This is a genomic window from Streptomyces sp. NPDC050619 (assembly GCF_040654815.1).
Classification (GTDB): Bacteria; Actinomycetota; Actinomycetes; order Streptomycetales; family Streptomycetaceae; genus Streptomyces.
In genome coordinates this window covers 1-18,738 of sequence record NZ_JBFAIR010000078.1, presented here as the reverse complement: position 1 = coordinate 18,738, position 18,738 = coordinate 1, and the positions used below count along the sequence as shown (strand labels likewise).

General features: G+C 69.4%; 19 protein-coding genes and 2 pseudogenes. 15 read left to right on the top strand and 6 right to left on the bottom strand.

Annotated features, from left to right (window positions below):
* A partial coding sequence (locus AB0I77_RS52040; protein WP_363290056.1) for a TetR/AcrR family transcriptional regulator occupies positions 1 to 450 on the top strand: 450 nt, incomplete at its 5' end.
* 46 nt (positions 451 to 496) lie between these two features.
* Here the strand turns inward: AB0I77_RS52040 and AB0I77_RS52035 are convergent.
* Positions 497 to 2,215, bottom strand: a complete 1,719-nt coding sequence (locus tag AB0I77_RS52035; RefSeq protein ID WP_363290055.1) for an FAD-dependent monooxygenase — start codon at positions 2,213 to 2,215, stop codon at positions 497 to 499.
* A 173-nt stretch (positions 2,216 to 2,388) separates the two neighbouring features.
* Between AB0I77_RS52035 and AB0I77_RS52030 the strand changes: the two genes are divergently transcribed.
* The 8 genes and pseudogenes from AB0I77_RS52030 to AB0I77_RS51995 form a co-directional block, all read left to right on the top strand.
* Entirely contained in the window at positions 2,389 to 2,814 is a 426-nt protein-coding gene (locus AB0I77_RS52030) for a nuclear transport factor 2 family protein (protein ID WP_363290054.1), read from the top strand.
* A 19-nt stretch (positions 2,815 to 2,833) separates the two neighbouring features.
* Positions 2,834 to 3,481 carry a VOC family protein gene (locus AB0I77_RS52025; protein ID WP_363290053.1) on the top strand — a complete coding sequence of 216 codons (648 nt, stop codon included), beginning with the start codon at positions 2,834 to 2,836 and terminating at the stop codon, positions 3,479 to 3,481.
* Positions 3,478 to 4,317, top strand: coding sequence for a fumarylacetoacetate hydrolase family protein (locus AB0I77_RS52020; protein WP_363290052.1), 840 nt, complete (start codon positions 3,478 to 3,480; stop codon positions 4,315 to 4,317). The genes AB0I77_RS52025 and AB0I77_RS52020 overlap by 4 nt, the downstream gene beginning before the upstream one ends.
* A 110-nt stretch (positions 4,318 to 4,427) precedes the next feature.
* On the top strand, positions 4,428 to 5,171 hold the full coding sequence (locus AB0I77_RS52015) for a methyltransferase domain-containing protein (RefSeq protein WP_363290051.1): 744 nt from the start codon (positions 4,428 to 4,430) through the stop codon (positions 5,169 to 5,171).
* Positions 5,172 to 5,344: 173 nt separating this feature from the next.
* Positions 5,345 to 6,340 (top strand): hypothetical protein, encoded by a 996-nt coding sequence (locus tag AB0I77_RS52010; protein WP_363290050.1) that lies wholly within the window; start codon positions 5,345 to 5,347, stop codon positions 6,338 to 6,340.
* Complete coding sequence (locus AB0I77_RS52005; protein WP_363290049.1) at positions 6,337 to 7,437, top strand: alcohol dehydrogenase catalytic domain-containing protein; 1,101 nt, start codon at positions 6,337 to 6,339, stop codon at positions 7,435 to 7,437. Before AB0I77_RS52010 ends, AB0I77_RS52005 begins: the two co-directional genes overlap by 4 nt.
* Before the next feature lie 67 nt (positions 7,438 to 7,504).
* Entirely contained in the window at positions 7,505 to 8,392 is an 888-nt protein-coding gene (locus AB0I77_RS52000; protein ID WP_363290048.1) for an NAD(P)H-binding protein, read from the top strand.
* Between the two features lie 72 nt (positions 8,393 to 8,464).
* Positions 8,465 to 8,743, top strand: a pseudogene (locus AB0I77_RS51995) (MFS transporter); the annotation flags it as partial.
* A gap of 362 nt (positions 8,744 to 9,105) precedes the next feature.
* Here AB0I77_RS51995 and AB0I77_RS51990 read toward each other — a convergent pair.
* The 5 genes from AB0I77_RS51990 to AB0I77_RS51970 form a co-directional block, all read right to left on the bottom strand.
* Positions 9,106 to 9,885 (bottom strand): IclR family transcriptional regulator, encoded by a 780-nt coding sequence (locus AB0I77_RS51990; RefSeq protein ID WP_363290047.1) that lies wholly within the window; start codon positions 9,883 to 9,885, stop codon positions 9,106 to 9,108.
* A 94-nt stretch (positions 9,886 to 9,979) separates the two neighbouring features.
* The gene (locus AB0I77_RS51985; protein ID WP_363290046.1) at positions 9,980 to 10,918 is read right to left on the bottom strand and encodes a dioxygenase; all 939 of its coding nucleotides are present in this window, start codon (positions 10,916 to 10,918) and stop codon (positions 9,980 to 9,982) included.
* Positions 10,919 to 10,929: 11 nt separating this feature from the next.
* Positions 10,930 to 11,985 carry a maleylacetate reductase gene (locus AB0I77_RS51980; protein ID WP_363290044.1) on the bottom strand — a complete coding sequence of 352 codons (1,056 nt, stop codon included), beginning with the start codon at positions 11,983 to 11,985 and terminating at the stop codon, positions 10,930 to 10,932.
* A complete protein-coding gene (locus AB0I77_RS51975) occupies positions 11,985 to 12,581 on the bottom strand; it encodes a nuclear transport factor 2 family protein (protein WP_363290043.1) in 597 nt (198 codons plus the stop codon). Before AB0I77_RS51975 ends, AB0I77_RS51980 begins: the two co-directional genes overlap by 1 nt.
* A gap of 45 nt (positions 12,582 to 12,626) precedes the next feature.
* Complete coding sequence (locus AB0I77_RS51970; protein ID WP_363290042.1) at positions 12,627 to 12,899, bottom strand: hypothetical protein; 273 nt, start codon at positions 12,897 to 12,899, stop codon at positions 12,627 to 12,629.
* 267 nt (positions 12,900 to 13,166) lie between these two features.
* On the opposite strand from AB0I77_RS51970, the gene AB0I77_RS51965 reads away from it, so the two are divergent.
* The 6 genes and pseudogenes from AB0I77_RS51965 to AB0I77_RS51940 all read left to right on the top strand — a co-directional run.
* On the top strand, positions 13,167 to 13,424 hold the full coding sequence (locus tag AB0I77_RS51965; RefSeq protein WP_363290041.1) for a hypothetical protein: 258 nt from the start codon (positions 13,167 to 13,169) through the stop codon (positions 13,422 to 13,424).
* Positions 13,425 to 13,638: 214 nt separating this feature from the next.
* Positions 13,639 to 14,280: a (2Fe-2S)-binding protein gene (locus AB0I77_RS51960; RefSeq protein WP_363290040.1), complete on the top strand. Its 642-nt coding sequence runs from the start codon at positions 13,639 to 13,641 to the stop codon at positions 14,278 to 14,280.
* Positions 14,281 to 14,292: 12 nt separating this feature from the next.
* Positions 14,293 to 15,273 carry a xanthine dehydrogenase family protein subunit M gene (locus AB0I77_RS51955; RefSeq protein WP_363290039.1) on the top strand — a complete coding sequence of 327 codons (981 nt, stop codon included), beginning with the start codon at positions 14,293 to 14,295 and terminating at the stop codon, positions 15,271 to 15,273.
* Entirely contained in the window at positions 15,270 to 17,456 is a 2,187-nt protein-coding gene (locus tag AB0I77_RS51950; RefSeq protein WP_363290038.1) for a xanthine dehydrogenase family protein molybdopterin-binding subunit, read from the top strand. Before AB0I77_RS51955 ends, AB0I77_RS51950 begins: the two co-directional genes overlap by 4 nt.
* 160 nt (positions 17,457 to 17,616) lie before the next feature.
* A pseudogene (locus AB0I77_RS51945) lies at positions 17,617 to 17,760 on the top strand (XdhC family protein); the annotation flags it as partial.
* A gap of 466 nt (positions 17,761 to 18,226) precedes the next feature.
* On the top strand, positions 18,227 to 18,738 hold a 512-nt coding region (locus AB0I77_RS51940; RefSeq protein WP_363290037.1), incomplete at its 3' end, for an SDR family NAD(P)-dependent oxidoreductase.

Below are 18,738 nucleotides of genomic sequence, written 5' to 3'. Positions count from 1 at the left end.
GTGGCCAGGGGCAACGTCTACTGGTACTTCAACTCGAAGGACGACATCTTCGCCGCGGTGATGGACCGGATGCTCAGCCGTGAGATCCGCACCCTGAGCGCGGAGCAGGCGGGTGCCGATCCACTGAGCCGGCTGGTGCGTGGCCTGTCCGACATGCGCTATTCCCGGCCGCTGCACCAGGCCATGCACGATCGGCTTCCGCATTCGGAGGCGGTTCGGGCCGCCCACAACACCTTCCTGGGCTGGATCGTCGGGCTGGTCGACGAGGTCATGGCCGAGCACGGCCTCGACGGCGACTCCGACATCGATGCCGCGCTCCTCCGCGATACGGTGGTCACCGTGTTCGAAGGCGCGCACGTGCCCAACGACCGGAACAGACCGGCACACGAGATGCTCCGTTTCCTGATGGAGTCTGTCCTGGCCGGGCGTTCACCGATCAAGAGGACCTGATCAAGAGGACCTGAGCAACAGGATCTGACCGCTGATCGCGGTCGGGTCACAGTTGGCGGGTACCGGCTTCAGCCGTGGCCGCCCGCGTCACCACGACCGAACCCGCACCCGTGGCCGGATTTCCGGTCTTTGCTCCGCGCAGCCGGTCGAGCACCGCGGCGGGGTCGGCCGGAGCCTGTGTGCCTCGCCATCCGACGTGCCCGTCGGGGCGGACCAGCACCAGTGGCCGCTCGTAGAGCCTGGCCGCGGCCGGATCGGTCAGGCGCAGCACCGTCAACGGCACGCCGTGCTGGTGTGCGGCCTTCACCAGTGGGGACGGGTCGGCCGGGCCTGAGACCACGAGCACGAAGCCGCGGCCGAAGTGGTCGAGGATGGAGCTGCCGTCGGGCAGCCACAGGTGCGGTGCGCGGCAGCCGGGCCAGGTCGAGGGGACGTAGTCGTCCGGCTCGTCGGGCGGCTGCGGGGTGGCGTCCGGTACGCAGACCGGGGAGCCGCTGTAGCGGTATCCGAGCTGGACGCCTGTGCAGCGGAACTCCTTGCCCCGTGACCGGCGGATCATCTCGCCCATCTCAGTGCGGGCCCGGTCGCCCTGCGTGTCCGCGCGGCCGAGCGCGGGATCGGGTGCGAGTTGGGAGTCGGACTTCCAGTTGTTCGATGCCTCGGTGACGTTGCGGACGGCGATCGGCCGCCGTTCCGCCTCGTAGCTGTCGAGTAGTGCGGGGCCTGCCCAGCCCTCAAGGACCGCGGCGAGTTTCCAGCCGAGGTCGACGGCGTCGCCGATCCCGGTGTTGGCGCCGAAGCCTCCCTTGGGCCACAGCAGATGGGCCGCATCACCGGCGAGGAACACGCGTCCCGCGCGGTAGCTGCGGGCCACGACGCAGTGCCCGCTCCAGGGCTGGGCGGCGAGTATCTCCACGTCGATGGGCGCACCGACGGCTTCGTGCACCCAGGCGACCGCGTCCTTGGGCTCGGGCTCGGGCTCGGGCTCTTGGTCCAGGTAGACCGAGAGCCTCCACTCGTCCACGCCGTTGACCACGGTGATGTATGGCCTGCGCGGCGATGACAGGGTGTGGATCTGTACGGCCGGGCCGCCCAGCCGCTCACGGAGCAGGGCCGGCAGTCGCGGCGCGCGGAAGTGCACCGCGAAGTTGTGGCCCTGCGCGAACCTGCCCTCGAACTCGATGCCCAGGGCTCGCCGGACGTTGCTGCGGCCTCCGTCACAGGCCACGAGGTAGTCGCCGGCCAGTGTCCCGGTGGCGCCGCTGGCCAGGTCACGTACCTCGGCGAGGACACCTTCCAAGTCCTGCTCGAACGTCTCCAGGCGGGTGGCGAACCTGATGTCGACCGAGGGCAGGGCTCGCGCCGTTTGTTCGAGCAGCGGAAGGAACGAGAACTTGGACAGGAACGCGGGGCCCTCCGGCGTCAGCGGGCCGTACGCGCCGGGAGATCGGTTCGTGACCCCGTAGTCGAATTCGGTGAGCACGTGTCCGGTCACTGATGTGGCGAACACCGTGCGGTGCGGGTAGTGCGTGGGCGGTGCCGACTGGGCGCGCGCCTCTTCCGCACAGCCCCAGCGCCGAAGGTGTTCCATGGTGCGGGAGAAGATCGCCTCGCCCGCCGGGAAGGGCACGCTGCCGTCGCCTTGATCGATCACTGTCACCGGCACACCGCGCCACCCCAGCTCGATCGCGAGCGAGAGACCCACGGGCCCCGCCCCGACGACCAGGACACGCCGGGATCCGGCTCTTTCGTTGCGGTCAGACACAGGGGACCTGCCTTCCTGAGCACGGCTTGGATCAGTCACGACCCAAACTCTTGAACCCGGGTCAGAGTCGCATGCTAAGGCCATTCTGTGGAAGAGCCGAAGGAATAAGCATCTATCAACTAGGAGGATGCAGTGCTACGCTTGACCCCGGTTCAAGAGATAGGGGAAACGTCGTGGTCTCTCCGGCCGAGCCAAGCGATGCTGTGGGCCACTGCCGGGCCCTGGTTGTCAGCTACCACCGCGACATCGACAGCGGCAGGGCCACCGCCGGGATCGGCGCTTTCGCCGATGACGCCGAGTTCGAGGCACACGGCCGGGTCTTTCGCGGGCGGGACGAGATACTCGGCTTCCTCAAGGCGCGAGAGGCCAACACCGGACGGCAAACCGTCCATGTGCTCGCCAACGAGGTCGTCACCGGTCAGGACGACGGAGGCGACGACAAGGTCGAGTTGCAGACGATGGTGCTGCTGCACGTCCGGCAGCCCGACGGCGCCTACGTCTTGGACCGCGTCCTCAACACCGTTCACCGGTTCCGCTACTCCGGCGGACAGTGGCGGATCACGCAACGCACATCGAGGCCGTTGCACCCCACCGTCTGACGGGCAAGGAGGCCCCACGATGACGACGACCCCCCAGAGCACGGCCGCCCCCGCGGCCACCGAGACCCAGGCCGTCGCGCTGCAGATAGCCGAACTCGTGCTCAAGACCGGCCGCTACGACGACATGGCCGCCTTCTACACACACGTACTGGGACACGGCCCGTTCTACGAGCGGACCCCGGACCCCGACGCCCCGCCGCGTCCCGCGGGGATGCCCGAGCGAGCGGTCGATGTCCGACTGGGCTTCTTCCGTGTGCATGACGCCCCGCACGGCAGCCAGGTCCTCGCGTTGTTCGGCATCGACAGCCTGATCGGCTCCGACGCCTCCGGGCCGGGCCTGCATCACTTCCAGTTCGGTGTCGGCTCGCTGGGCGAACTGGTCACCCAGTCCGAGCACATGGCGTCCATCGGCGCCCGCCCGCACCGCGCCGCCAACCACGGCCAGGCCACCAGCTTCTACTACCGCGACCCGGACAAGAACATCGTCGAGTTCTCCTGCGCCAACTTCGCCACCACCGAGGAAGAGGTGGCCTTCATGTCCGGGCCCGTCTTCGCGGCGAACCCCTCCGGCCTGGAGCTCGACCCCGATCGCTTCGTCGCCCGCTACCGTGCCGGTGACCCCAAGGACGAGCTGCTGCGCCTCGACAACCGGGCGGTGGCCCTGTGACCAGGCTCGTCAGCACGGCCAAGGGAATCGGCAGACTCGAGGACGACGGCGATACCGTCGCCCTCCTCGACCTCGACGCTGTGGACCTCGGTGCCGCCCTGCAGGCCGGCCTCGACATCGCGTCCATCGCCACGGCCGCGGTCCGCGACCGTGTACCCGTGGCCCAGGCCCAGCTCATCGCCCCCGTCCCCAGACCCTCCAAGATCTGGGCGGTGGGTTACGCCTACGCCGGTCACCGCACCGAGGTGGGGTACACCGGCACGGCGGAGGATCCGGTCATCTTCCTGAAGGCTCCGTCCTCGGTGATCGGCACGGGCGAGCAGATCCGCTTCCCGAAGGCGGCCCCGGACGAGGTCGACTACGAAGGCGAACTCGCGGTCGTCATCGGCAGGCGCGCCACCGACGTGCCGGAGGCGGACGCGTACTCGTTCGTCGCCGGCTTCACGATCTGCAACGACGTCAGCGCGCGCGACGTCCAGAAAGGACGCGTTCCCGGCCGAGCGGCCAACGTCACCGCGGCCAAGAGCTTCGACACCTTCACCCCCATGGGCCCCGCCCTGGCCACGCTGGATGAGTTCGCCGATCCCGATGACCTGCACCTGCGCACCTGGGTCACCGGCGAACTCCGCCAGGACGCGCGCACCTCCCAGCTCATCCACCCGGTTCCCGCGCTGGTCTCCTACCTGTCGCGGCAGACGACCCTCGAACCCGGCGACGTGATCGCCACCGGAACCCCGGCCGGGGTCGGGCACAAACAAGGCCTGTTCCTGCGGACCGGGGACGAGGTCCGGATCGAGATCGAGGGCATCGGCACCCTCGCGAACACCTGCGCCTGACGCGCGGAGGCCATCCTGAGGATGCCGGAGCCGTGGCGTCCTCGAAGTCAGGAAAAGTCGATTCTGGCGGCTGTCGCACGTGCGACAGCCCAGTCGTTGGAGGCATTCAGGTGAGCAGCGAAGTCAAGAGCAGTTTCGGCGGCGGAAACCCGTGGGACCACATCCAGCCGTGGGACGAGGAGCTTTTGGGGAAGGACGTCCACGACATCGCCCTGCGCCACAAGTGGGAGTTGGCCCTGTCGGTGGCCGGCGGGCTGCCGTACATCTGGAGGGAGCTGGCCCGGCCGATCTCCGAAATCGCCTATGGTCTCCTCGAACTCCGCGCCGGAGACAAGGTCCTGCTCATCGGTGAGGGCATCGCCCCCGCGGGGTGGCTGGAAGACATGCGGAAGATCGTGGGTCCGGACGGCGCCGTGGATGAGGTGGAGATCATCCACGACGGGCGGAAGGCGGTCCTGGGCCGGCTCCCCGGACGCAACGGCCAGACCGGCTGCTGGCGCTGGGACTACGCGGACTCGAAGGCCGACGAGGAGTACGACTGCGTCGCGGTGCTCCAGGCGACCCAGCACTGCGACGACTGGGCGGAGGCGGCCAGGGACCTGCTGCGCGTGATGAAGCCGGGCCGCCGCATCGTGCTGGCCGAGTCGGTCCTGAGGGGGCCGGCGTTCGACGCGCGCATCAACTCCGACGTTCATCTGCGGCAGTGGTACGACAAGCTGTTTCAGCATGTGGGCGTGGAAAACATTCCCTACTGGTCCGGCGAGGAGGTCCGCGACGCGTTCGGGGACACGGTCGACAGCCCGCAGCTGCTGGAGTGGCGCGGAATCGAGATGTTCTGGGGCCGAAAGAAGTAACAGCGTCGGCAGGCACCCGTCATGCCGGAAAGGCTGCGCACGGATACGAAGCCGGGAATCGGCCCCTTCCTTCGAGCGCAGCCCCCTCTCCGATCCTGCTGAGTTCCGGGCAGTGGGATCGGCTGACAACCTGCGCCGCATTACGCGACGCCACCCAGAACGAGGAGGTTGCCGTGAGCGTCAACGAGGACCTCATGGTCATGGCATCGGACCGGCCGCTGCAGAGCGTCGTCCGTGACGAGCATCTGCTGCTGTCACCGCCGCATCCGCCCAAGGTGCCCATCAAGCTTGCGGGCGAGCAGCCGACCCTGACCGTGGTGCACTACCCGCAGGAGTTCCAGGAAGAGGCGTACGCCCCGCCGCGCGGTGTCTACGAGAACGACGAGATCCGCGTCGAGTGGCAGAAACTGGACGGCCGGCAGCCGTTTTACCACCGCAACTGCGACGTGGACGAGATCTCCTATCAGATTGCCGGCGAGCGCACTCTGATGACCGAACTCGGCTCGGTCGAGCACAACTGGCCCGGCGAATTCTCCCGCATCCCCCAAGGCGTGGCCCACGACAACAGCAGCCGAGCCGAAAGCCACCTGCTGTTCTACATCCCGGCGCCGGTCACCGAACTGGTATCGGCCCACCGCGAGTCCCGGGCAATGTTCCCGCCGTTTCCCGGCTGGCAGCCCGGTGAGGCCAACGAGGCCGTCTCCTGGAACCTGGGGGCGCCCGGCGGCGACGTCGTCCTCTTCCCGGTAGACGAACAGCAGCTGCTCGACCATGTCCACAGCGACGACCGCCGGATACAGGTCCTGCGTGCCGACCCCGACCGCGACACCACCTGGATGTACGGCACCGACCGCGTCCGCATCGGGCTCGTCACCACCGTGCCCGGTGGTGAGCGCCGCTACCGCCGCACCCTGGATGCCGACGAGATCCAGTACCAGGCCAACGGCCACCGCACACTGATCACCCAACACGGCATCGTCGACCTAGAGCCGGGCGACTTCGTGCGCATTCCGCTCGGCATCTCCCACGCCGACGTCACAACCGAGCCCGGCAACTACGTCAGCCTGCTCTCGCGCAGCGAGCTTCCGCAGGTTGCCGACACCGCTCGTACCGCCGATCAGTACGCACCCGAACGGCTCGCGGCCCTCAACGTGGAGGTCCACGCATGACCACGATGCGCGCCCTGCGCGCCCAGCGCGACGCCGGCACTCTCGTACTGGAGGACATCCCCGTCCCCGAGCCAGGCCCGATCGACGTTGTCGTGCGGGTCGCATCCGCCGGCCTGGCCCCGGGCCTCATGCACCTGCTCAGAAGGGGCGCGTTCAAGCATCTGCCCACCACCCTCGGCTTCGAAGCCGCCGGCACCGTCACTGTCGTCGGCAGCGACGTCACCGGCGTCCGCGTCGGCGACCGGGTCCGGGTCCACCCCTTCCTGAACTGCCGTTCCTGCATCCACTGCCGTACCGACCGCGACATGATGTGCGCGCAGCAGTCCATCATGGGCTACGCCGCCTTCAACGACTCCGCGATGCCGCTCTACGACGAGTACCACAACGGAGCGCTCGCGGAGTACGTGCGCCTCCCGTACTGGCTGGTCGACCCGCTGCCGGAATCCGTCGGCTTCGACGTCGCGGCCAAGGTGCACACCCTCGCCAACGCCGTACGCGCGCTCAAGTGGGCCGGGCTGCCGATGGGATCCACCGTCGTCGTCACCGCCGCCACCGGTGCCATGGGCGCCGCGACGGTCAAGCTCGCGAAGCACTTCGGTGTCGCCGAGCTCATCCTCGTCGGCCGCCACAGTGACCGGCTCAAGACCGTCGCGATGCTGTCCGGCGGCATCCCGGCCGCCACCGTCGCCCTGGACGAACTCCCCGACGACTGGGCGACCAGCAACGCTCTCGGCGGCCGGCTGCGCGAACTGGCACCCGGGGGAGCGCACGCGATCCTCGACTACGTCCCCGACGGGCCGGTCACCGGTCAGGCCATGGCCGGGCTTGCGACCGGCGGTGCGCTGGTTCACATGGGAGGCAACAGCACTCCGCTCCCGCAGTCACCGATGGCACTCATGATGAACATGTGGCGGTTCATCGGTACCCGCGCCTGTACCCGCAACGACGCGCTGGAAGTTCTGCGCCTGCTGGAGTCGGGCGTCCTCACCGCTGATGAGCTCATCACCCATCGGTTCCCGCTCAGCGACGCGTTGGGGGCCGTCGACGCCATGCAACGCCGCGACGAATCCATGTGGATGACCGTGGTCAATCCCTGATCCAGGGCACGAGTCCATCGTCGTGTTTTACGAAGTCATCGAGGAACCAGCGAGAGGAAACCCGAAAGTGTCCGAAACGGAAGCCGTACGCAGCGAAGAGCCGCCCTTGCTCGCGGTGATCGGGGCGGCCGGGCTCTGTGGTACGTACCTGTTGGAGGCGGCCCAACGGTCCCCGTTCAGGGTCCGCGCAGTGGTGCACGGTCCGGGGGGCGGTGAACGGGTGGCCGCTCTGGGCGTCGACGAGATCGTCGAGGCCGATCTCGCGGAGCCCGACGCCGTACGCCAGGCGGTGAAGAACGCCGACTTCGTGTTCATGATTCCTCCGGCGTTCCATCCGGAGGAGGACGTCTTCGCGATCAGGGCGATCGAGGCGGCCGAGCACGCGGGCGCGCGCCGGTTCGTGTACCTGTCCGTCCTCCACCCGCACACCCCCGGGCTGCGTCACCACCTGCGCAAGGCGAACGCCGAGGCCGCCGTGCGGGCCTCGGACCTGGACTGGACGATCCTCCAGCCCTCGATGTTCGCCCAGATCGTCCTGTCGACGTGGGGAAGGGCCCCCGCGGGGCCGGTGAACCTGCCGTTCGACGTCCACAACAAGTTCTCGTTCATCGATCTGCGTGAACTCGCGGAAGTCGGCGTCAAGGTGTTGTCCGAGCAGGGCCACGACTCGGCCACCTACGAGCTGGCGGGACCCACCACCACGCCGGCCGAGGCGCTGCGCATCGCGGGACGTGTACGAGGTGTGGAGCTCGAGGCGAGGACGGTCGACTGGGAGGAAGCGCCGCTCCCGCCCCCAGTGGCCGACGATCCGTCCCGGGGCCCGGACATGCGGGCCATGTGGCAGGACTACGACCGGCACGGCCTGCGCGGCAACAGCAACGTCCTGCGGATGCTGCTCGGCCGTGAACCTGCCTCCTTCGAGGAAGCGGCCGCTGCGTTCGCCGCCCGAGGCTAGTGTCTCTGGCGACGTTCGTCGGCCACAGCACCGTGTGGGCGCTGGTGCGGTCTGTGCTGTGAGCGCAGGCTGCAACTGACGTGGATCAGCACCGCCATCATGATTCCCGTCGCCGTGTTGGAGCTGGGCTTCGGCGTGTTCGGTGACCTGTTCGGCCGTAAGCGTCTGCTCGTGGGGGGCGCCGCGCTCATCGGGCTCGGCTCGACTCTCGCGGTCCTGGTGCCGGGTCCGGGGTATTCGACCGACACTCGGGTGACGTTGTTGATCCTTGCCCAGATCCTCAGCGGTGTCGGGGCCGCGGCCATCTTCCCGACGAGCCTGGCCATGGTGGCGGCCGGCACGCACACCACCCTCGCGGTCAACACGCTGCCATCGCGCTGGGCCGCGCTGCCAAGGAGATCGGCCGCAACCTGGCCGGCAATCCCGCCCTGAGCGAGGCTTACGCGGCTTTCCAGGCCTCCCCGTCCCATGCTCCCGCGGATCAGAAACCAGAGTTGGAGGCGGCGGCGCTCATCCTCGCGGGCGGGCGCGGTGGCGTGGGTCAGGCTCCTCTCGACGAAGATCCGCACACCCTCGACGGCTGACCGCCCGCGAACTCGGCTCGGACAGGAGCCGATCGATGATGACCACCACGCGCCCGAGGCCGACCAGTATGGACGACGTCTGCATGCCGGCCACGATCGCTCAGAGGTGCCGGTTTCCTCGTCCCGTAGTTAAGAGGTGTGGATGGGGACGCCTGGCCTCCAGCCGAGGCTCCTGGACAGTCCCAGTCCGCTCGCGACCAGCGAGGGAACGGCCGCCTGCAGTTTGATCGAGCCCGCGGCCACCACGACGGAGAGGGCCGCGACGACTTTGCCGCGGCCGTCGACGATGCGCGTCGCGACCGACTCGGCCCCTTCGCTCAGCTCTTCCTTGACGACGACCGTTCCGGTCGAGCGACAGGACGCCAGTTGGCCACGGAGTTCGGCCGGGTCCACGATCGTTCTGGGAGTGAAGCGTTGCAGCCTTCCCGCCAGCACCTCATCGATGAAGGCCGGACTGCTGTGGCTCAGCAGTACCTTGCCGACGCCTGAGCAGTGCAGGGGCAGCTGGCCGCCGATCTGTGAGGTCAGACCGACGGCGTTGAGGGCCGACAAGCGCTCGATGATCACGGCTTGGTCGCCCTGGAGGACAGCCAACTGCACATGCTGGCGAAGAGCCGTGTACAGGTCCTCCACGAACGGCTGCGCGGCGCTGCGCAGTGTCTCGGCGCGTGGTGCGAGGGTCCCGAGGCGCCACAGCGGCAGGCCGATCGCGAAGCGGTTGTCGCTGGTGCGTTCCAGCGCGCCTGCCTCCACGAGTTCGAGCGTCAGGCGCCTGGCGGTGGCGTGCGGCATGCCGGTACGTCGGACCAGGTCGGCCAGGCTCAGCTCAGTGTGGCTGGGGTCGAAGGAGAACAGCAGATCCCACAGTCGAGAGCTGACGGTGCGTCCTGGCTCGTGAGCGCGAGGCATGGCTCTTTCCTCCATCAACCGCTATCGCGGATTCGGTTCCACTGCTGGTTGGAGCAGACGACGGAATCCGCACTGAACCCTAACGGCTGGCAGGTCATGCGCCCGCGGGGGCGAGGACGATGTCGAAGCGCACCCGGCTCCAGGTGCCGTCGATGACGCGGCCGTCGGGGGCCGGCGTGCCGGCGGGCTGCTGTTCGAACCGTTTGATCAGGGAGTCCTTCACGCCGAAGACGGTGTCCTTGCGGCCGATCGGGTCGCCCTCGGGGAAGATATGAGTCACCAGCGTGCGCGCGCCCTCGTGGGACACCATGAAGTGCAGGTGGGCGGCGCGCAGCGGTGAGCGGCCGACCGCGTCGAGCATCTTGCCGACGGGTCCGTCGTCGGGGATGGGGTACGGCGTCGGGGTCAGGCCCCAGAAACGGTAGGTGCCGTCGGCCGCGGAGAAGAGGTGTGCCCGGCCGGCGCGCTTGCCGGCCTCGTACTGCACGTCGTAGAGCCCGTCCTCGTCGGCTTCCCAGACCTCGATCCGCGCGCCGGCGAGCGGGGTGCCGTGGGTGTCGGTGACGGTGCCCTCGACCCAGCAGGGTTCGCCGGGGGCACCGAAGGCCAGGTCGTCGCCGAGTTCGATGGCGGGGGAGTCCTCGACGAAGAACGGCCCGAAGACGGTGGCCTCGGTGGCGCCTTGGTAGGCCTGGTTGTTGATGTTGATCGTCTGCATGCTCGCGCCGAGGGTGTCGGAGAGCAGGATGAACTCCTGCCGGACGTCGTCGGTGATGTGGCCGGCCTTGGTGAGGAAGTCGATCGCTGTCCCCCACTCATCCTCGGTCAGCCGGACCTCGCGGATGAAGGAGTGCAGGTGCTTGACCAGGGAGGTCATGAGTTCCCGCAGCCGCGGGTCCGGGCAGGCGTCGAAGGAGTCCACGACGTTGTCGACGAGTTGCTGCTCGACCGCCTGCTGCTCCGGGGACACCTCGCGGTAGATGGTGCCGTGGGCACCGGCCTGGGCCGAGCCGGGGTTGACGTTGGTAGCCATGACGGCCTCCTTCAGTTGATCGGGTCGCCGGCCCACGCCGCCTTCAGCAGCGCGGTCAGGTTCTCGTCGGTGACGGGGGCCGGGTTGTTGTCGGGGATCGCCTTCGTGATCGGCCCCAGCGCCTTGGCGATGCCGTCCTCGGGCATGCCGTAGTCGCGCAGCGCCCTCGGCGCGTCCAGCACCTCGCGCAGGGCGGCCAGGCCGGCGCCGGCCTTCCGGGAGCCGAAGGCCTGGGCGATACGGGCCTCCGCCTCGGGGGCGTGCGGGGCGTTGAAGGCCAGCACGTAGGGCAGCACGACCGCGTGGGTCTGTGCGTGTGGGAGGTTGAACATGCCGCCGAGGACGTGGCAGATCTTGTGGTGCATGCCGGAGCCGGCCGAGGCGAACGCGACAGCGGCGAGGTAGGCGCCGTACAGCGTCTGCTCGATGCCCTCGACGCCGGTCGAGGCGTCGGCCACCGCCGGCAGGCCGGTCGCGAGTGCGCGGATGCCCTCCTGCGCCAGCGCCCGGTCGATCGGGTCGGCACGCGGCCCCCACATCGAGTCCACGCAGTGCGCCATCGCGTTCAGGCCGCTGGCCACCGTCATCTCGCCGGGCAGAGTGGTCAGCAGACCGGCGTCGTAGACGACCGATGCGGGCAGCACCTTGTCGTCCACGCCGGTGGTCTTGGTCTCGCCTTCGGTCAGGCCCCACACGTTGGTCGCCTCGGAGCCCGCGTAGGTGGTGGGTACCGCGACGATCGGCAGCCCGGTGGTCAGCGCCACCACCTTGGCCAGCCCCGTGGTCGAGCCGCCGCCGACGCTGACCAGGACGTCCGCGCCCGCGTCGGCCACCGCCCGGCGGGCTCGTCGCGCGACTTCGACGGGCACGTGCATCACGACCTCCTCATGACGCAGCACGACCGGGATCTCCTTGGCGATCGGGTCGGCCAGCTCCTTCTCGCGGTCCGAGGCGATCAGCATGACCTTGGAGCCGCCGAGTGCCTCGACCTCCGCCGCCACGGCGGCGGGTGACTCCCCGGCCGCGAACACCACCCGCTGGGGAAGGGTCGCGTGGGTGAACTTCATCAGGCCTCCGCCAGCCATTGCCTGCCTTCGCCGTAGAGCTGCTCCACTGCTGTGCCGGTGAGGCCGGGAAGCCCGTCCTTCACTGTGAAACCCGCCTTGGTCTGCAGGTAGGCCAAGTGCCGGTAGCCGGTCGGGAACCGGTGCAGGAGTTCGGGGTCCAACGTCAGGGAGGCGGCGGGGTCCACGACGTCGAGCCGGTCCTTCTCGTAGATCGGCTGCCGGCGCACCAGGGTCCAGCGACCCTCGTGGCGGGAGAGGAAGTCGTAGAAGCGGCCGGTGCACACGACATCGACCTCAACGCCGTCGACGCTCGCGCGCTGATTGATCGTCATCTTCGTCTGGGCGACGGCCCGGTCGCCGACGATGTCCGCGGTGTGCCCGCCCAGGAAGTGCAGGATGCTGACTCCGTTCTCGAAGCCCTCACGGCTGGCCTTGATGAAGTCGGCGGCGCTTCCCTGGAACCAGGTGGCGCTCATCCAGCCGTCGGCGGGATGCCAGACCGTGGCGAAGCGGCCCCAGTCCCCGGCATCGCGCCACACCGCCCAGTTCTCGATGAGCTGCCGGATCTCATGGCGGTCGTTGTCGACCTGCGACATTGTTGACTCCTTGGAGAGGTGGAGATCCCTGGTGCAGGGGCCTCGTCAGATGGACCGGAAGAACTCCTCCAGCTCGCGGTTGAGTCGGTAGGAGGCCTCTGTCACTCGGGCATCCGCCAGCCATGCCGCTCCCACCGCCGGGCTGAAGGCCGCGGCGAACGCCGGGTCACGTGCGCCGTACGACCTCGCCCAGTAGCGGGATTTGGACTGGATGGTGATCCAGCGCAACTCGGTGAACTCCTCCAGCGCGGCGCGGGAGCCGGAACGGCCCCAGCCGCCGACGCCGAAACCGCCGAAGGGCTGGGGTTCGTCGTGCACGGTGGCGCCGGTGATGTGGCAGATGCCGCGCCGGACGGGGGAGCCTCGGTCTCAGTGGCTGACATGCGATGCGTCCTCCTCCACAACAGCGGCGATCGCCGCACTCACCGTGTATGTCGAACTCTCCGCCCCCGGTGTCACGTCCTGAACCCTGATGTCCGTTCATCGAACAGCCGCGTGTGGGCAAGGCGGTCGGCGAAGTGAGTATCAAGATGCTTGATGCAATTAAGATTGCTTGGTGTGAACCAAGAGGTTAATGCTGGGCAAGTGCACCGAACCCGGGCCCTGATCACCGACGGCTCCTCGGTCGGCGGTGACGCTTGTGCCGCGACGTTGGCCGACGACTGCGCCTTCCTCTCGGTGGCCCTGCGGGCGGACCGGCCGAACGGCCTGGCCATCGAGCTGCGCCGGGCCGGCACAGCGGCGGCGGACCGGCTGACCGCCGGTGAACGTCCGGCTGTTGGAAGGCCTCGCCGGAGTCGGCGGCTTTGCGCCGCTGCGCAGGCCTTGCCGGGCTGCGCCTGAGGGGAGGGAATGGGTGTGCCTACCGGGCCTGGAAGACCAGTGTGCCGCGCTCGACACGCCTCTGGGCGCCGAATCCGTCCCGCCGTCCGGCGGCGCCACCCATCTCCTGCCATCACGCCGGCGGGAACAGCAGCCCGCGCGAGTCTTCGCGGTGCGGCTCGGCCATCGGTATGCCTGTGACGACCACCCGTACCCCCATCGAGGGAGAGTGGACATGTCCACCGAACGTCCCGTCCAAGCCGTGACGCCCCCCGCCGAATCCCCAACTCCGCCCACCCGGCGTACGTTCATCGCCACGACCACCGCTGTCGGAGGAGCCACCGTGGTCGGCGGCCTGGTCGCGGGGCCGCCCGCGCTCGCTGCCGAGGAAGCGGCCGCCGCCGAGGCGTCTCCCGGCAGCCGTATCTCCTTGACGGTCAATGGCGTCCGGCGCACCGTCACGGTCGACAACCGCACCTCGCTGCTGGACCTGCTGCGCGAGCATCTCGACCTGACCGGCTCGAAGAAGGGCTGCAACGCCGGTGCCTGCGGCGCCTGCACGGTCCTGGTCGACGGACGCCGGGTCAATTCCTGTCTGACGCTCGCCGTGCGACTGGAGGGCGCCGAGGTCACCACGATCGAGGGCCTGGCACAGGGCGACCGGCTCCACCCGCTGCAGCAGGCGTTCGTCGACCAGGACGCCTTCCAGTGCGGCTTCTGCACATCGGGCCAGATCGTGTCCGGCGTCGGGTGCATCCAGGAGGGTCACACCGGCTCGCGGGAGGAGATCCGGGAGTGGATGAGCGGCAACCTCTGCCGCTGCGGCTGCTACGTGAAGATCGAGCGGGCGGTCGAGCAGGCCGCCGGCCGGAAGTGAGGGCCGCTCCCCATGTATCCCTTCACCTACACCAAGGCCGCGGACATGCGTGAGGCCCTCAACGCGGGTTGGCGCGGCGGGCGTTACATCGCCGGCGGCACCACGCTCGTCGACCTGATGCGGGAGACCGTCGAACGCCCCGGCTCGCTGGTCGACATCAGTGCACTGCCGCTGCGCGAGGTCACCGTCACCGAGCGCGGCGGCCTGCGCATCGGCGCCCTGGTCCGCATGGCCGAGGCCGCCGCCCACCCCAAGGTGCGTGTCCTGTATCCCGTCATCTCCGAGGCGCTGGAGCTGAGTGCTTCGGCGCAGCTGCGGAACATGGCGACCATCGGCGGCAACATCATGCAGCGCACCCGGTGCACGTACTTCCGTGATGTGACCGCCGCCTGCAACAAGCGCGAGCCGGGCTCCGGGTGCGCCGCGCTGCACGGCTACAACCGCAGCCACGCGATCCTCGGCACCTCCGGCCACTGCGTGGCCACCCACCCCTCCGACGTCGCCGTGGCCTTCGCGGCACTGGAGGCGACCGTGCACCTGCTGGGCCCGGACGGGGAGCGCCGTGTTGCCTTCGCCGACTTCCTGCTCCAGCCGGGCAGCACTCCGAACCACGAACAGGCCCTGCGCAAGGGCGAGTTGATCACCACGGTGGAGATCCCCGCCCACGCGCGCCCGCTGAAGTCCGGCTACCTGAAAGTGCGCGACCGGCAGTCCTACGAGTTCGCGCTCACCTCGGCCGCGGTCGTGCTGCACATCCGCGGCGGCGTCATCCGCGAGGCGAGGGCCGCCGCCGGCGGGGTGGGCACCGTGCCGTGGAGGCTGCCCGCCGTCGAGCGCCACCTCATCGGCGAACGCCCCTCCGACCGGCTGTGGGCCGAGGCCGCCGAGCACGCGGCCGACGGGGCCCACCCCCTCACGCACAACGGCTTCAAGCCCGAGCTGCTCAAACGCACCGTCGAACGCCAGCTGCGCACCGTGGGAGGCACCAAATGAGCCAGCCGCAGGCAGCAGTCGGTGCGGGGGTACCCCGGGTCGACGCACGGCTGAAGGTGACCGGGGGAGCGAAGTACGCCGCCGACAACAGCCCCGACGGGGTCGTGCACGCGGTCATCGTGGAAGGCAGCGTCGGCCGCGGCCGGATCACCGGCATCGACACCCGCGCCGCCGAAGCCCAGCCCGGCGTCCTGAAGGTGATCAGCCACCTCAACGCGCCCAAGCTGCCGCCCGTCGAAGGGCGATTCCCGCCGGGCAAGCCGCTGCGCGCTTTCCAGGACGACCGGGTCCAGTTCTTCGGGCAGCCCGTCGCGGTCGCGGTGGCGACCACGCTGGAGATCGCACAGCACGCCGCGAGTCTGGTGGAGGTCTCCTACGCCGCCGAGACCTCCTCGACCGACCTGAGCGTCGCCGACGCCGCCGGCGAAACCCAGACCTATGCACGCGGCGACGCCGACCGGGCCCTGGACTTGGCCGCTGTCCGGGTGGAGAGCACCTACCGGACGGCGCGCAACCATCACAACCCGATGGAACCGCCCGGCATCGTCGCCCGCTGGGACGGTGACCGGCTGACCGTCTGGGAGAAGACCCAGTATGTGCGGGGCGCCGTGTTCAGCCTGTCCGGAGAGTTCGGCATCCCGCCGGACCACATCCGCGTCATCTCGCCGTTCGTCGGCGGCGCCTTCGGCAGCGCCGCCCGCACCTGGGTGCACTCCGTCATCGCGGCCATGGCCGCGCGCGAAGTGAAACGCCCGGTGAAACTCGTACTCACCCGCAGGCAGATGTACTTCGGCGTGGGACACCGGCCCGCATACGAGTACGGACTGCGACTGGGCGCCGACCGAAAGGGCCGCCTGGCCGCGTCGACGCACGACGTCCGTGCCGAGTCCTCCCGCTACGAGACGTTCAGCGAAAGCGTTCTCGTCCCCGGCCGGATGCTCTACAGCGCGCCCAACGTCCGCCAGGCGTATGACCACGTCCCGCTGGACGTGAGCACGCCGTGGTTCATGCGGGGCCCGGGCTACGCCAGCGGCGCCTACCCTGTCGAGTCGGCCATGGACGAACTCGCCCACGAACTGGGCGTGGACCCGATCGAGCTGCGGTTGCGCAACGAACCGGCCGACGACGAGTCCAGCGGCCTGCCGTTCTCCACCCGCCGCCTGCGCGAGTGCTACCGCGCGGGCGCCCGCGAGTTCGGCTGGCACCGGCGCAACCCGAAGCCGCGTTCGACGCGTGACGGTGACTGGCTCATCGGTATGGGGATGGCCGCGGGTGTCTACGACACCGCGCGCAGCGAGGCCCAGGCCTCGGTCCGGCTCGACGCCGACGGCACCGCCTTGGTGCAGTCCGCGACCAGCGACATGGGTCCCGGCACGGCCACGTCCATGTCCCAGGTCGCCGCCGACGCCCTCGGCCTGACCATGCGCAAGGTGACCTTCCGGCTCGGCGACTCGTTCATGCCTCCGGCCCCCCTCCACGCCGGGTCGCAGACCATGGCCAGTGTCGGATCCGCCGTTCAGGACGGTTGCGACAAGCTGCGGGGGCAGGCGATCACGCTCGCGGTCAACGACGAGAGATCACCCCTGCACGGCGCCGACGCCGCCGACATCGTCGTACGAGGCGGTCGGCTCTATGTGAAGGACGAGCCCACTCGCGGGGAGACCTACCAGCGGCTCCTGGCCCGCAACGACCGGACGCACCTCGAAGTGCTCGGCTCGTACGCCGGGGCGCCGGAACCGGAGAAGTTCTCTCTCTACGCCTACGCCGCGCTGTTCGCCGAGGTGGCCGTCGACGCCCGCCTCGGCCTGGTACGGGTCCGGCGCATGGTCGGCGTGTACGACGCCGCCCGGATCATCAACCCGAGGCTCGCCGACAGCCAGGCCATCGGGGCCATGACCGGCGGGATCGGCCAGGCCCTCCTCGAGCACACGGTCACCGACCACCGCGACGGCCGGATCGTCAACGCCAACCTCGCCGACTACCTGGTGCCGACCCACGCCGACATGCCCGATATGAAGGCGATCTTCATCGAGGGCGAGGACTACGAAGCCGACCCCATCGGCGTCAAGGGACTCGGCGAGATCGTCATCGTCGGAGTGGCGCCCGCCATCGCCAACGCGGTGTTCAACGCCACCGGCCGTCGCATCCGCGAACTGCCCATCACGGCCGAAGCGCTGCTCTGAGCCCCCGGGTGACCGGTCCGCCACCGGCCACCCGGGCGCTTCCACCGGTGCACGGCGGCCTACTACGCCACAACGCCGGCACCAGCGGCCGTCGCCGCGCCCTCCTCCCCCAGGGCGCGGCGGCGGTCCCCCGAAGCACCCCACTCACGGAAAGCCCGCCATCGCGGACACATTGCACAAGTGGTGCCGCGAGGCCCGCCCCTTCGCCCTCGCCGTCGACACGGACGGCACCGCCGTCGCCAGCATCTCCGGCGGCTGTGTCGAAGCGGCGGTCTACGAACTGTGCCAACACGTCCTCCCTGATGGCCGCATTGTCGCCTGCGGCAGCCGCTCACGCGTTGTCGTCCTGACCACTTTCGACCTCGCCGAGTCCAAGCGGTCATCTACGCCTCCGAGACCGGCCTCGTCCAGCCCGCCAACCGGCCGCCGGGCGCTGCGCGACACGTGATCCGGGTTCCCCTGGCCCGACGGCAGTCAGGCGGAGAGCGCCGAGGTCAGCCCTCGCGGCCGGTGGCGCGGATGCTCGCGTCTCCCCAACTGCCCGCGGCTCTCCAGGCGGGCTACCGGCGAGGGCACTGGGGGGGCACGTCGAGGCGGCGGGCCGGCTCGGCGCCGGTCAGCCGCGGTTCGTCGTGCACCGAGATGGTCACCCGGTCAAGAGCGTCGAGCCCGACGGGCTCCTCGTTGTTTCGTATCAGGGAGAGGGATGCGACACTTCATCAGTATCAAGCGTTTGACGCTAGACCAGCGTTTGAGTCATACTCATTCCCATGACTCGCACCACATCTTTGATCACCGGCGCGTCCTCCGGCATCGGCGCCGCCTACGCCCGACTCCTCGCGGACGACCACGACCTCGTGCTGGTGGCGCGACGCGCCGACCGGCTCGCCGACCTCGCCGAGGAACTCCGCGCCCTGGGGGCAGCCGTCGAGGTGCTGCCCGCCGACCTCATGACCCACGACGGCATCACTGCTGTCACCGACCGCCTGGCCGCCGGTGACGTACGCATGCTGATCAGTAACGCCGGCGCCGGCGGCTACGCCCCGCTGGCCGAAGTCAAGGCGGACGACATCGACCGCCTGCTCACCCTCAACGCCGTCGCCCCCGTCCGGCTGGTCCACGCCGCACTTCCCGGAATGCTCGCTGCGGGCGAAGGCGCGATCGTCACCGTCGCCTCGCTGCTCGCTTTCAGCGCCGGCTTCACGGACCCGCGAGCGCCTCGGCGCACCCTGTACGTCGCCGCGAAGGCCGCCACCTTGGGCTTCACTCGCACCCTCGCCGG

Coding starts and splice junctions, on each gene's coding strand:
- AB0I77_RS51975 (WP_363290043.1), bottom strand. CDS start 12,581: ATGTCGCAGGTCGACAACGACCGCCATGAGATCCGGCAGCTCATCGAG.
- AB0I77_RS51980 (WP_363290044.1), bottom strand. CDS start 11,985: ATGAAGTTCACCCACGCGACCCTTCCCCAGCGGGTGGTGTTCGCGGCC.
- AB0I77_RS51985 (WP_363290046.1), bottom strand. CDS start 10,918: ATGGCTACCAACGTCAACCCCGGCTCGGCCCAGGCCGGTGCCCACGGC.
- AB0I77_RS51960 (WP_363290040.1), top strand. CDS start 13,639: ATGTCCACCGAACGTCCCGTCCAAGCCGTGACGCCCCCCGCCGAATCC.
- AB0I77_RS51955 (WP_363290039.1), top strand. CDS start 14,293: ATGTATCCCTTCACCTACACCAAGGCCGCGGACATGCGTGAGGCCCTC.
- AB0I77_RS51990 (WP_363290047.1), bottom strand. CDS start 9,885: ATGCCTCGCGCTCACGAGCCAGGACGCACCGTCAGCTCTCGACTGTGG.
- AB0I77_RS51950 (WP_363290038.1), top strand. CDS start 15,270: ATGAGCCAGCCGCAGGCAGCAGTCGGTGCGGGGGTACCCCGGGTCGAC.
- AB0I77_RS52025 (WP_363290053.1), top strand. CDS start 2,834: ATGACGACGACCCCCCAGAGCACGGCCGCCCCCGCGGCCACCGAGACC.
- AB0I77_RS52005 (WP_363290049.1), top strand. CDS start 6,337: ATGACCACGATGCGCGCCCTGCGCGCCCAGCGCGACGCCGGCACTCTC.